The organism is Streptococcus sanguinis, from assembly GCF_001078705.1.
Lineage (GTDB): Bacteria > Bacillota > Bacilli > Lactobacillales > Streptococcaceae > Streptococcus > Streptococcus sanguinis_D.
The window spans coordinates 557,946-570,670 of record NZ_CDMW01000001.1 but is presented as its reverse complement, the minus strand read 5'-3'; the positions used below and the strand labels follow the sequence as shown (position 1 = coordinate 570,670).

The 12,725-nt window shown below is 43.7% G+C and carries 10 protein-coding genes and 1 pseudogene; 1 reads left to right on the top strand and 10 read right to left on the bottom strand.

The window, feature by feature from the left end:
- Position 1 precedes the first annotated feature (1 nt).
- The 4 genes and pseudogenes from SSV_RS03070 to SSV_RS03055 all read right to left on the bottom strand — a co-directional run bounded on the left by SSV_RS03070 (position 2) and on the right by SSV_RS03055 (position 2,778).
- On the bottom strand, positions 2 to 307 hold the full coding sequence (locus SSV_RS03070) for a PTS sugar transporter subunit IIB (RefSeq protein ID WP_009659841.1): 306 nt from the start codon (positions 305 to 307) through the stop codon (positions 2 to 4).
- A gap of 20 nt (positions 308 to 327) precedes the next feature.
- Positions 328 to 804 (bottom strand): PTS sugar transporter subunit IIA, encoded by a 477-nt coding sequence (locus SSV_RS03065; protein ID WP_072073641.1) that lies wholly within the window; start codon positions 802 to 804, stop codon positions 328 to 330.
- A 240-nt stretch (positions 805 to 1,044) separates the two neighbouring features.
- A pseudogene (locus SSV_RS12170) lies at positions 1,045 to 1,146 on the bottom strand (DeoR/GlpR family DNA-binding transcription regulator); the annotation flags it as partial.
- A 60-nt stretch (positions 1,147 to 1,206) separates the two neighbouring features.
- On the bottom strand, positions 1,207 to 2,778 hold the full coding sequence (locus tag SSV_RS03055) for a degradosome RNA helicase CshA (RefSeq protein ID WP_072073640.1): 1,572 nt from the start codon (positions 2,776 to 2,778) through the stop codon (positions 1,207 to 1,209).
- Positions 2,779 to 3,135: 357 nt separating this feature from the next.
- On the opposite strand from SSV_RS03055, the gene SSV_RS03040 reads away from it, so the two are divergent.
- Positions 3,136 to 3,534, top strand: coding sequence for a hypothetical protein (locus SSV_RS03040; RefSeq protein WP_072073638.1), 399 nt, complete (start codon positions 3,136 to 3,138; stop codon positions 3,532 to 3,534).
- Positions 3,535 to 3,565: 31 nt separating this feature from the next.
- Here SSV_RS03040 and SSV_RS03035 read toward each other — a convergent pair whose 3' ends face one another.
- From SSV_RS03035 to SSV_RS03000, 6 genes are all read right to left on the bottom strand, one after another.
- On the bottom strand, positions 3,566 to 4,654 hold the full coding sequence (locus tag SSV_RS03035; protein WP_176693539.1) for an NADP-dependent isocitrate dehydrogenase: 1,089 nt from the start codon (positions 4,652 to 4,654) through the stop codon (positions 3,566 to 3,568).
- Positions 4,641 to 5,759, bottom strand: a complete 1,119-nt coding sequence (locus SSV_RS03030) for a citrate synthase (protein WP_072073636.1) — start codon at positions 5,757 to 5,759, stop codon at positions 4,641 to 4,643. The genes SSV_RS03035 and SSV_RS03030 overlap by 14 nt, the downstream gene beginning before the upstream one ends.
- Positions 5,756 to 8,425 (bottom strand): aconitate hydratase AcnA, encoded by a 2,670-nt coding sequence (acnA, locus tag SSV_RS03025; RefSeq protein ID WP_072073635.1) that lies wholly within the window; start codon positions 8,423 to 8,425, stop codon positions 5,756 to 5,758. The genes SSV_RS03030 and acnA overlap by 4 nt, the downstream gene beginning before the upstream one ends.
- 211 nt (positions 8,426 to 8,636) lie before the next feature.
- Positions 8,637 to 9,545, bottom strand: a complete 909-nt coding sequence (locus SSV_RS03020) for a magnesium transporter CorA family protein (protein WP_072073634.1) — start codon at positions 9,543 to 9,545, stop codon at positions 8,637 to 8,639.
- A 336-nt stretch (positions 9,546 to 9,881) separates the two neighbouring features.
- On the bottom strand, positions 9,882 to 11,426 hold the full coding sequence (locus SSV_RS03010; protein WP_072073632.1) for a peptide chain release factor 3: 1,545 nt from the start codon (positions 11,424 to 11,426) through the stop codon (positions 9,882 to 9,884).
- A gap of 552 nt (positions 11,427 to 11,978) precedes the next feature.
- Positions 11,979 to 12,665 carry a YwaF family protein gene (locus SSV_RS03000; RefSeq protein ID WP_072073631.1) on the bottom strand — a complete coding sequence of 229 codons (687 nt, stop codon included), beginning with the start codon at positions 12,663 to 12,665 and terminating at the stop codon, positions 11,979 to 11,981.
- Positions 12,666 to 12,725: the final 60 nt, after the last annotated feature.

Genomic DNA, 12,725 nt, shown 5'->3' with positions numbered 1-12,725 from the left:
CCTAACTTAGACCATGCTCTTTAATGGCTGCTTCAATGTTGTCATACACCGGAGCACTCATAGCTGGGATACGGAAGAGAATCGGTCCTGCTTCAATAACAGGAATTTCTGGCGTGAAGCCCAAATCTGTTGCTGCAATTGGTGTAAAGATGTCGTATCCTTGAATTAAATCTTCATTGACATCCTTGACCATTACTGCATCGCAATGAACATCATAACCGCGGTTTGACAACTCTTCCTCAAGGGCACTTTTGATTTGGTGGCTGGAATTTACACCAGCTCCACAGGCTGCTAAAATTTTAATCATGGTAAAAACCTCCATTTAATTTATTTGATGACTGTTGAAATATAGTGAAACAATTCTTCTTCAGTGCTACATTTAGCTAGCTCAGCCAAATTGCCTTCACTTGTAAAAAAGTCCATAAGCTGCGCCAAAATGTTAGTTTGACTTGAGCTAGAATGGTTAATAATAAAGAATAAAAGAGAGACTGAAACTGTCTGTGCAGGTGCAATCATATTGTGGAAAGTCACAGGCTGTTCCAACTTAACCACAACCACATTCTCTGTTAAGTTGTGCTCAATGTCTGTATGGGGAATGGCTACATTTGGCAAGTCTTTGCCTAAAAACTCCATATCCAATCCAGTTGGAAAAGATTGCTCTCTTTTTATCAGAGCCTCTTTATAAGAAGGCTTGACAATTTTTCTCTCTTCCAGTAAGTCAGCTACCTGATAAAATAACTCTTCTTGACTTTTTGCAGTTAGACAAAAAACTAACTCTTTATCAAACAATTGAGAAAGCTCCATTATTACCTCACCTTGTTTCTTTTTGTTTGTAAATTCATTATATCATTATGATATAATATAGTCAATAGCTTATTATATATTTTTTATAAATTGTTTGTTTACAATAATTAATAAATCGTGTACTATTTTGTTTGATTTGATAACCAAGTAACTAAATTACACTTTATGTACTTTTTGCTTATAAGATTTCTCACAAAAACGCCACAAGATTGTGGCGCCTTTTATCATAAAATACTTTAATATTCCGTCCAAGCTATAGAAAGTATAAAAAGAATAGTTATCGAACTTACTGTTAGCAGTAACGATATATTTCTCAATTGCGTTATCGAGTATAGTAGCATTAATATCTCATCAAAAGAAAAAAACTCCGATACATATTTGATATATCAGAGTTCTAACTTTTTATTTATCACCCTTGTTACGGATGACAAAGCCAGTTTTCTTTTCGCTAGAAGTATTGCGTGGCTTCTTGTGGTCCTTGCGGTAGCGATTATCTTTATCAAAACGCTCGTCTTTGCGACCTTTCTTAAATTGATCGCGACGGCCACCTCGGTCACGGCGATTTTCATTGCTGCGACGGTTATTATTTCCGCCACGACCGCCCTTGCCTTTTCCGCCAAAGCCACCGCCAGACGGTTTAAATGGCAATGGTTTTTCACGGGCAATTTCTACTTCAGGAAGGGCATCTGGATCCTGCACCGTCAAGCTGAGGATATACATAGCCAGCTCTTCTGGGCTGAATTCCGCTGCCAGCTTGCGAGCATCCTTGCCAAATTTCTCAAAGTTAGAACGGATGCTTTCGTCAGCAAAATCGCGTTCAATCTTCTTAAGAGCAACTTTTTTCTTAGCTTGGAAAGCTTCTTCTGCAGTCGCAGGCTTAAGGCCTTTCATGCGCTTCTTGGTCAGATTTTCGATAATCTGCAGATAGCCCATTTCATTTGGCGCTACGAAAGTGATAGACTGACCTGACTTACCAGCACGACCAGTCCGACCAATCCGGTGAACATAGCTTTCTGGATCCTGCGGAATGTCGTAGTTGTAGACATGGGTCACACCAGAAATGTCCAATCCACGCGCTGCCACATCTGTCGCCACCAAGACATCCAGATTGCCGTTTTTAAAGTCGCGCAGAACGCGAAGACGCTTGCCTTGGTCCAAATCACCATGGATACCCTCTGCTCGGAAACCGCGGATTTTCAGACCGCGAGTCAGCTCATCCACCCGGCGCTTGGTCCGACCAAAGACGATTGACAGCTCAGGCTGCTCCACATCCATCAGGCGGGTCATGGTATCAAATTTTTCATTTTCTTTGACACGGATATAATACTGGTCTACTAGCTCAGTCGTCAACTCTTTAGCAGCAATCTTGACATGCTCTGGCTCTTTCATAAACTTGACACCGATACGCTTGATGGCATCCGGCATGGTCGCTGAAAAAAGCAAGGTCTGACGTTCTTCTGGCACACGTGAAATGATAGACTCAATGTCTTCCAAAAAGCCCATGTTAAGCATTTCATCCGCTTCGTCCAAAATCAAAGTTTCAATCTGATTCAGCTTAAGCGCCTTGCGTTTGATCAAGTCCAAGAGACGGCCAGGTGTGCCTACGACGATATGAGCACCTGATTTGAGGGCCTTGATTTGCTTTTCGATGCTGGAGCCACCGTAGACAGAACGCACCTTGACACCCTTGCTGCGGCCAAAACGGAAAAGCTCTTCCTGACTCTGCACAGCCAATTCACGGGTTGGAGCGATAATCAAAGCCTGCACAGCAGGATTATCTGTATCAATCTTCTCCAAAGTTGGGAAGCCAAAGGCTGCTGTCTTTCCTGTCCCAGTCTGGGCCTGACCAATGACATCCTTACCTGCCATAGCAAGTGGAATCGTCTGCTCTTGAATAGGGCTTGCTTCTACAAAGCCAGCTTTTTCAATCTCTGCTAGTAATTCAGTAGATAAATGTAATTCATTAAATTTCAATGTTCTTCTTCTTTCTAAAGGCGGTGCGAAGCCACCTTATAAGGCTTTTGATACTCAACTATCGAAACATACCAAGTGCTTTTCTCTTGCTAAATCTCGATTTTCTGAGAGTATTCGCTCTTCTCTTCATAAATATGGTCTCTCAAGTCCAGACACTAAAAAAGCGCCGACTCGGTCGCTAGTTCCCACTGAATAGAAAAACTGTATTTCTGCAACTAATCTAGTATACCACAAAAGCACCTAAAAAGATAGGACTTGGCTGTAAAATATTTTATCAGAGATTTCTTTTGTAAAAAATGAAAACTTGAAAATCATTTTCAAAAGCATTATAATCTACAAAGAAGAAAGGAGACAGGTATGAATAAATTTTTACGAGTGACTTTCATTTTACTGATCTTAGCTATGCTGGGCGCGGCTATAATCCAGATTTTCCAGCCCCAGCTCTTGGGCAATGAGTCCATCTATGGTCTAGCTCCCTACTGGCAGCGGGAAATTGGTTTCTGGAATCTGGCTATTCTGCCTTTAGTCATTGCCGCCAACATAAAGTATGATTGGTTTTATCTACGTATGACCCTGCTAGCACTGATTCTAGGTGGGCTGGGCTTTGGAACCAACCATCTGCTAGGCTATCTAGAAAAGGCGAATCAAGCCAATCTACTGGGCTGGATTGAAAATTACCTGCTCGTCTTCTGCTGGATCATCGGCTGGGGACTGGAATATCGAAAAAGACAAAAAAGTGATGAAGAGGCTTCCTAGATAGACAGCTTCTCCATCGCTTTTTTCTTCATTATAGACACTTCTCTATATTAGCCAGCAACTCCTCAGCAAATTGACTAGTGGTCAAAGCTGCTACTCCTTCCAGCTGACTGGCAAAATCGCCTGTCACTTTTTGCTCAAAAAGAGCCTTCTCAATAGCCTTAGTCAGGAGATGAGAGACCTCCGGCCAACCAATATAATCAAAGAGCATGGCTCCTGATAAGAGAAGAGAACAAGGATTAGCCTTATTTTGACCCGCTATATCTGGCGCCGTCCCGTGAGTTGCTTCAAAAATAGCATGACCAGTCTCGTAATTGATATTGGCTCCTGGCGCAATGACGTCCTGAATGACTAATTTCCCAGCAGCAAGCTCGTTCGCATACTCTCTTTGAGCTAGTTCATAGCCCCATTTCCGAAAGCCGCCCTCTGTAAATTTCTGGATATTGCCCTTGTGGACCAGTGTTACCCGCGTCAGGCCTTTTGCTAACGCGTAGTCAATGGCTGCCCGTATCAGCCGCTCACTGCCCTGCTTAGAGATAGGCTTGATCCCAATAGCAGAGCTTTCTGGAAAGCGAATCTTGTCAACCTGCATATTCTTCTGCAGGAAATCGATAACTTTTTGGACTTCAGCCGTTCCACTCTCCCACTCAATCCCTGCATAGATGTCCTCTGTATTTTCCCTAAAAATCGTGATATCAGTCTTCTCTGGGTGCTTGAGCGGACTGGGAACTCCCTTGAAATAACGAACCGGCCGCAGGCAAGTGTAAAGGTCCAATTCCTGTCTCAAAGCCACATTCAAGGAACGAATCCCTTCTCCGACTGGGGTTTCTAGGGGGCCCTTAATAGCCACTAGATGACTCTTAATCGTTGTCAGTGTTTCATCCGGTAGCCAGTTACCCGTCAGGTCCGCCGCTTTTTTCCCAGCCAAAACTTCCTTCCAAACAACCTTTCTCTGGCCACCATAAGCCTTTTCTACAGCCTTATCAAAGACCAGCTGGGTATTTCGCCAGATATCAACCCCAATCCCATCACCTTGGATGTAAGGAATAATAGGAGCATCCGGTACCAGCAATCGCCCTTTCTCAAATACAATCTTATCTGCCATTTTATCTCCTTCCAATGGGAAGATACTCCAAACCTTGAGCACCAATATAGTTAGAACGTGGTCGAATCAGCTTATTGTTCTTGCGCTGTTCCTGAATATGAGCAATCCAGCCAGCCACCCGACTCATAGCAAAAATCAGGGTGTAGATACTGCTGTCAATGCCCAATACATGGTAAACTGTAGCCGAATAAAAATCGACATTCGGTATCAGGTGCTTGGTATGCTTCATATAGGCTTCAATTTCTTCTGAAAGCTGGTACCAGATCTCCTCCTTGGTTCCCTGTGTCAAGTCCTTAGCCATTTGACGCAGGTACTTCTCACGTGGATCCTGGGTCTTGTAAACTCGATGACCAAAGCCCATAATCTTCTCATGAGAGGCCAGCTTGCGGTCTAGGTAGGCCTGGCAATTTCCTTCTGCTCTAATCTCTTTCAGCATATCAAAGACACATTCATTAGCGCCACCATGAAGGGAGCCCTTGAGCTCTCCAACAGCTGCTGTCACGCAAGAATAAATATCGGTCAAGGTTGAAGCGCAGACACGAGCCGCAAAGGTTGAAGCATTGAGTTCATGATCGGCATGGAGCACCAAGGCACAGTTAAAGGCTTTGACTTCAAGCTCACTAGCCTCTTGTCCTTTGAGCATATAGAGGAAATTGGCCGCAAAGCCCAAATCCTCCCGTGGCTCTATCGGAGTCTGACCCGACCTCAGTCTGGCAAAAGCCGCAATAATAGTCGGCATCTTCGCCATAAGCTGGATGCTCTGCTCATAGGTCGCTTCTAGAGACGCTTCCTCAGCATGGACATTATAAACCCCTAGAAGACTGACCGTTGAGCGCAAGACACTCATGGGATGAAGGTGCTTGCGGGACTGGATAAGGATGCACTGCTCCACCGCATCGCTAATGGCATAATTAGCTCGCAGGTCTTCTTCAAAATGCTTGAGCTCAATCTGAGTCGGCAAATGCAAATGCCACAGCAGATAAATTACCTCTTCAAAACTTGCATGGTGCTCTACCAATTCAGAAATATTGTAGCCTGCATAAGACAAAGAATCATCCACAATCTGGCTAATCCGAGTATCACAGGCAATGGTATCTTTCAAACCGTCCGTCTGACTCATGCTCCCACCTCCTCTAATTTCTTTCTAACGACCATGGGCAAAATCCCCCCATTTTCATAGTAACGGATATCCGCCTCTGCATCAAAACGCAGCCGAGCTTGAAAATCTATTTCTTCAGCACCTTTCCGAGCTACCACATCAACTAGCTGGCCAACTTGCGGATTCTGTGACAGATTGATGTCGAAAGTCTCCTTACCTGTTAAGCCCAGACTAGCCGCATTTTCACCCTCTAGATACTGCAGAGGAAGAATCCCCATCATGACCAGATTTGACCGGTGGATACGCTCAAAACTCTCTGCCAGCACCACCTTGACACCCAAAAGATTAGCCCCCTTAGCTGCCCAATCACGGCTGGACCCCATACCGTAGTCTTTACCAGCTAGGACAATGGTGTTAATTTGCTCTTCCTTGTAACGCATGGCCGCCTCATAAATGGATAGTAGCTCTCCTTTATAATCTGTGTAACCACCAATCTTTCCATCTGCTAATTCATTTTTAATCCGAATATTGGCAAAAGTCCCCCGCATCATGACCTCATGATTGCCCCGACGGCTGCCATATGAATTAAACTCTTGGTAATCCACTCCATGCTCCATCAAATAGGAAGCTGCTGGGCTATTTCTGGCAATATTTCCTGCTGGGGAGATATGGTCTGTCGTCACCGTATCCCCAAATTTTGCCAGCACTGCGAGATTTTTCAGCGGCTGAATGGCTAAATCATCAGCTAAGCTATCAAAGTAAGGTGGATTTTGAATATAGGTCGAAGCCTGGTTCCACTGATAATTTTGAGAAGAAGCTGTCGGAATCTGATTCCATTTTTCATTGTCGTCAAACACATGGGCATATTCTTTTTCAAAAAGCTGGCGCGTCACATATTTTTGAACATAGTCAGCAACCAAGTCGTGCTCCGGCATCAAATCCATCAAATAAACTGGCTGCCCCTTTTGATCATAACCTAGTGGCTCGCAGGTCAGATCAATATTGGTATTTCCAGCCAGAGCATAGGCAACTACCAAGGGCGGACTAGCTAGGAAATTGGCCTTGACCAGTGGATTGATCCGCCCTTCAAAATTGCGATTTCCTGAAAGAACAGCACTAGCTAGCAAGTCAGTATCCGTAATCGCCTGAGCCACTTCCGGTCGGAGATCGCCTGAATTTCCAATACAAGTAGTGCAGCCATAGCCAACAAGATTGAAACCAAGCTGATCCAGATAGGACTGAAGACCACTCTTCTTGAGATAGCCTGTGACCACCTTGCTGCCGGGTGCTAAAGAAGTCTTGACAGTCTTTGAAACCCGTAAGCCTTTTTCTACTGCTTTCTTAGCCAAAAGCCCCGCCGCCATCAGGACATAGGGATTAGATGTATTGGTACAGCTAGTAATGGCCGCGATAGCCACATGACCGGTCTTAATCGTCTCCTCATGATCAGAAAACTGAACCACTGCTGACTTTTCCAGCTCGCTCTCATCTAGCCCAAAGCCTCGGACCCCCGCTTCCCTGACTATACTAGCTTGAAATTCTTCTTTAGCAGCTGTTAATTCAATCAAATCTTGAGGTCGCTTGGGTCCAGAGATGCTCGGCACAATGCTGGACAAATCAATTTCGACTACCTTGGTATAGTTCGGCTCAACCTTTTCATTATAGAAGAGGTGATTTTTTTGAGCATAGAGACGGGTCAGCTCGATATGATCTTCTGATCGATTAGTCAGACGCATGTAATTGAGCGTTTCCTCATCTATCGGAAAATAACCACAGGTAGCTCCATATTCCGGTGCCATATTAGCCACCGTTGCTCGGTCAGCCAGACTTAGATTAGACAAACCAGGCCCAAAGAACTCGACAAATTTGCCAACAACATTTTCCTGCCGCAAGATTTGCGTGATCTTTAAAGCCAAATCCGTCGCTGTCGCAATCTTAGGCAGCTTCCCCAATAGACGAACACCAATCACCTCAGGAACTGGGAAATAAGAAGCCTCACCCAGCATGGCAGCCTCAGCCTCAATCCCACCAACACCCCAGCCCAGAACACCGATACCATTAATCATGGTCGTATGACTGTCCGTTCCAAACATGCTGTCCGGATAGAGTTGGCCATCCTTTTCAATGATGACATCACTGAGAAATTCGATATTGACCTGATGGATAATTCCTGTAGCAGGGGGAACTGCCCGATAATTATCAAAGGATTTCTCAGCCCACTTGAGAAATTCGTAACGCTCATTATTGCGGATAAACTCTTGGTTCATATTGGCTTCCAGAGCTGTGTCACAGCCATAAAAGTCCACCTGAACACTGTGGTCAATGACTAAATCAACCGGAATCTCTGGATTAATCTGATCGGCCTGACCTCCCTGTCCAACAATAGCGTCGCGCATACTAGCCAAATCTACTACAACAGGAACACCTGTAAAATCCTGGAGAATGACTCGGCTAGGTTTAAAAGGAACTTCTCCACTTGGCGATTTAGCTTGATAATACACCAAAGACCTAATGTTATCTTTTGTTACGTCAACACCATCTTCCTTACGGAGAACACTTTCTAATAATATTCGTATAGAATAAGGAAGCCCTTCTATATCTCCTCCTAGTAGAGCTGAGGCTTTCCCAAGGTCATTATATCGGTATACATTGCCTTTGTAATTTAAATCGCTTAGGTATTCTGCCATATTTCTACCCCTCACTTATTTTAAATTGTTTTATATTATACTTTATTATGAAATTTTATGCAATAAAAATTATAATTTTTGTGTTATATTTTATGACACAACATAACAGTTTTTTAAATATAGGCAAACTGTACTAATGATTATTTTCCCCAAGCACGAAAAAACAAGCACCATTCTCGGTGCTTGCTATAGTAAAAATAATTTCAAATGCTTACTTCTTATTGGCCAGCCATTTAAGAAGCTTAGTCAGGAGCCCCCAGATGATTAGACTAATAACAACAATATAAATCCAGGCATTTTTATCATTAGACAAGGGCAGAGGAACATTCATACCAAAGAAACCAGTGATAACTGCAAGTACTGCTAGAAGAACAGAAATAATGGTCAAAACCGTCAAATTGTCATTCAGATTGTTGTTCAGAATGTTATTGTAGGAGCCAGAAAGCTGGCTGAGAACTTGAGCAATCAGATCGGTCATGGAGACGAGCTGACGAGCCTCAATCATGGCATCCTCAAACTGCTCGGTTTCTAATTCATCAAAACGGCGGTAAATACCATGGCTTTTGATATGTTCCAGGAGCATGTGATTCTGCTTAGCAGCAGCAAGCAGATAGACCATAGATGTTTCCAAGTCGGACAGGGCAAAAAGATGCTTTTTGGTAGTTGTCTGACGCAGAAGAGCATTAATCTCATCCTTGCGCTTGTCCATCCGCTCAACGACTGGATAGTAAGAATTGGAGATCAACTCCAGACTAGCAAAAAGAAACTTATAGACCGATACTGGCTCATGGTGCTCAGTATAGGCTTTCATCATGTCCACAACATAGGCATTGTCTTGGTTGCTGATAGTAATGAGCCGCCCCTGCTGCACCACAAAGGTCATAGGAATCGTCTCATAATGTTCCTTGTCTGTCGCTAGATTAAGGACATTGTAAATAAAGACAACTGTTCCATTCTCACGATTGTAGTCCATGTGAGCCCGCTCGTTCTTATCAAGCGCATACTCGATGGTCTCTTTATCAATTTCATAATCCTGATAAATCCGGGCATTCTTTTTGAAACTATCTGAGTCAATGTTGATCCAGACAGATTGATCTTTTAATTTTCTTTCCAGAAACATGGAGCTCCTTTCTATGAGGTAGAATGATTCTCTAATAAACTAGCACCAACTTCCTAAACTGTTCTTGCAATCAAATATGCTATGTCAAAACACAAAACCGAGCAAACCAACTGCCTCGCCCGATGAGATTAGTCAAGTGGCTAGCAAGGGGGCAACAGAACTTGGTGTTAGTAACTTTAGTTTGTTATACAATCATAACAATCCCGTTCACTACGATACGAAGAGGCGAAAACGATTATTTTTTCGCCGATGAGTTAGTAAGGCAGTTAGCTAGTCCGTACAATAGCGGCTAGCGTCCAACGATTAGGAACTTTAGTTCCAATTGTTGGTACTGAGTTACATCTTCTCTTCCAATTTAACATCCGGATACTTGTCCGCGAACCAGCGCAGGGCAAAGTCATTTTCAAAGAGGAAGACTGGCTGATCAAAGCGGTCTTTAGCCAGAATATTACGGCTAGAAGACATGCGCTCGTCTAAGTCATCTGGTGAAATCCAACGGACAGTCTTTTTGCCCATAGGATTCATGACCACTTCAGCATTGTATTCATTTTCCATGCGGTGCTTGAAGACCTCAAACTGGAGCTGACCGACAGCGCCCAGCATGTACTCGCCTGTCTGGTAGTTGGTATAAAGCTGGATGGCTCCCTCTTGCACCAGCTGCTCAATCCCCTTATGGAAGGATTTTTGCTTCATGACATTCTTAGCTGAAACCTTCATAAAGATTTCAGGAGTAAAGGTTGGCAGAGGCTCAAATTCAAACTTATTCTTGCCTACAGTCAGGGTGTCACCAACCTGATAAGTCCCCGTATCATAAACCCCGATAATATCACCGGCCACAGCATTGGTCACATTCTCACGACTTTCGGCCATAAACTGAGTGACATTGGATAGCTTGGCAGACTTGCCAGTGCGAGGCAAATTGACACTCATACCTCGCTCGAACTCGCCAGAAACGATACGGACAAAGGCGATACGGTCGCGGTGGCGCGGATCCATATTGGCCTGAATTTTAAAGACAAAGCCTGAAAAGTCTGGGCTGAGTGGCTCGACTACCTCGCCATCTGTCTTCTTGTGACCATGCGGTTCCGGAGCAAACTTGAGGAAGGTTTCCAGGAAAGTCTGGACGCCAAAGTTGGTCAGGGCTGAGCCAAAGAAAACAGGTGTCAGCTTACCCTCCAAAATCGCTTCTTCTGAGAATTCATTCCCAGCTTCGCTCAAGAGCTCAATATCTTCTTTGACCTGCTCATAAAAAGGATTGGAGGCAAAAAGTTGGTCGCCTTCTGCCAGAGTCGCAAAGCGCTCCTCGCCCTTATAAAGCTCCAGCCGCTCATTGTAGAGGTCATAAAGACCTTCAAAGCTCTTCCCCATGCCAATCGGCCAATTCATCGGATAGCTGGCAATGCCCAAAATCTCTTCCAGTTCTTCCAACAAGTCCAAGGGCTCGCGACCGTCACGGTCCAGCTTGTTCATAAAAGTGAAGACTGGGATATTCCGATGCTTGACAACCTCAAAGAGCTTCTTGGTCTGGGCCTCAATACCCTTGGCCGAATCAATAACCATGACCGCAGCATCCACCGCCATCAAGGTCCGATAAGTATCTTCTGAGAAGTCCTCATGCCCTGGCGTATCCAGGATATTGACCCGCTTGCCATCGTAGTCAAACTGCATGACAGAGGAAGTCACTGAAATCCCCCGCTGCTTCTCAATATCCATCCAGTCAGACTTGGCAAAATTACCCGTCTTTTTCCCCTTGACTGTCCCAGCCTCACGAATCTCGCCTCCGAAGTAGAGCAACTGCTCCGTAATGGTCGTCTTCCCCGCGTCCGGGTGGGAGATAATGGCAAAGGTACGGCGTTTCTTAATTTCTTCTTGTAAAGTCATCTTCTTCTCTTTCTTTCATTTAGGATAATGGTGAATCTTAGTATTTTTTATTTTACATCGGAGTATTTCATTCCTTTCAACCTACCTATTATAGCGGATTTAGTGCTTTTTTTCAATTATCTTAGAAAGATAAAAAATCGCCCTTCCGAGCGATTTTATTCTCCTATGTCAATGAAATTTCCCTTAAAATCTAACAACGACACTGTTAAAGAGGAAAATTGTAAAGATGAAGATTAAAATCAGTAAATAGAGCAGGTGTTTTTTCTGATTTCCAGCTCTTCTTTCTCTTCAGCTGTCATGGAAAAAATGGCTTTATTCCGTTTCAAGAGACAGAGGTTCAAGCCTTTTCCTCGTTGTACTCCAGCTGTTAAGAAAGACCAAAATTTGAGGTGTTTCATTCCGCGAACAGAAGCGTCTAGTTGAACCAACTTAAAGAGTTGATAGACAAATAGTCCATTTGTCACTAGAAGCAAAGCAAGTCGTGATAGAACTCTCTAATATAAGAAAACTCCTGCCACATTAACCTGACAGGAGCTATGAATTTGAATTGAATTAACTGCGGATCAGACTTAACTGCTTTTTCCACCGTTTCTTAAATAATATATCAAAGAGAACCAGAGCCAGAGAAAGGATGACTGATACAACAAGATACTTTATCCATAGGGGGGCATCTGGGATGAAAGGCGGACTTTTTAGCAGACCGTAATTCCCCCCTGTCACTTGATTAACGCCGACTAGGAAAAGATTGAGCCCAAAGGTGTAAGCTACAATCATGTATTTCTTGAGCAGAGTCTTGTCGTAGTGATTCATCAGATAAATCAAGGAATTAACCAAGAGGGCATAGTGGCCAATCAGGAAAGAAAAGCTGGTAATGTGCGGGAAATCATAGGGGTCAAAGACTGGATAGCCCAAGGCAAAGACCGCTCCGCTGGCTCCTAATAGAGCAAAATACTGCTTACTGCGCCATTTGTCTGGCAGAAAAACCACCGCAAACATAGCCAGGCGGCAATGATAAAAAGGTAGACTGTTGGTAAAGGGAATCCGAAAACCAAAATACCAGCTATAAAGCATCAGCAGTTGAGCAATCTGAATCCACTTAAAAGCCTTGGCAAAACGCAGATTATCATGGTATTTGAGCGAGCTCCAAATAGACAGCAAAACCAGAGCAATCATCACAGCATACCATAAAATCGAGATGGGCGGTGCCACCGTTTTTGTTGTAGTTAAAAAATCTTTCATATTTCTTTTTAATCTAAATAAATCAAGTCTTATATAGACATTCAATCATAGATAACAACA

Excerpts from the sequence above, each read along its gene's own strand:
- acnA (WP_072073635.1), bottom strand. The coding sequence starts at position 8,425 with ATGGCAGAATACCTAAGCGATTTAAATTACAAAGGCAATGTATACCGA.
- SSV_RS03065 (WP_072073641.1), bottom strand. The coding sequence starts at position 804 with ATGGAGCTTTCTCAATTGTTTGATAAAGAGTTAGTTTTTTGTCTAACT.
- SSV_RS03040 (WP_072073638.1), top strand. The coding sequence starts at position 3,136 with ATGAATAAATTTTTACGAGTGACTTTCATTTTACTGATCTTAGCTATG.
- SSV_RS03070 (WP_009659841.1), bottom strand. The coding sequence starts at position 307 with ATGATTAAAATTTTAGCAGCCTGTGGAGCTGGTGTAAATTCCAGCCAC.
- SSV_RS03010 (WP_072073632.1), bottom strand. The coding sequence starts at position 11,426 with ATGACTTTACAAGAAGAAATTAAGAAACGCCGTACCTTTGCCATTATC.
- SSV_RS03000 (WP_072073631.1), bottom strand. The coding sequence starts at position 12,665 with ATGAAAGATTTTTTAACTACAACAAAAACGGTGGCACCGCCCATCTCG.
- SSV_RS03030 (WP_072073636.1), bottom strand. The coding sequence starts at position 5,759 with ATGAGTCAGACGGACGGTTTGAAAGATACCATTGCCTGTGATACTCGG.
- SSV_RS03020 (WP_072073634.1), bottom strand. The coding sequence starts at position 9,545 with ATGTTTCTGGAAAGAAAATTAAAAGATCAATCTGTCTGGATCAACATT.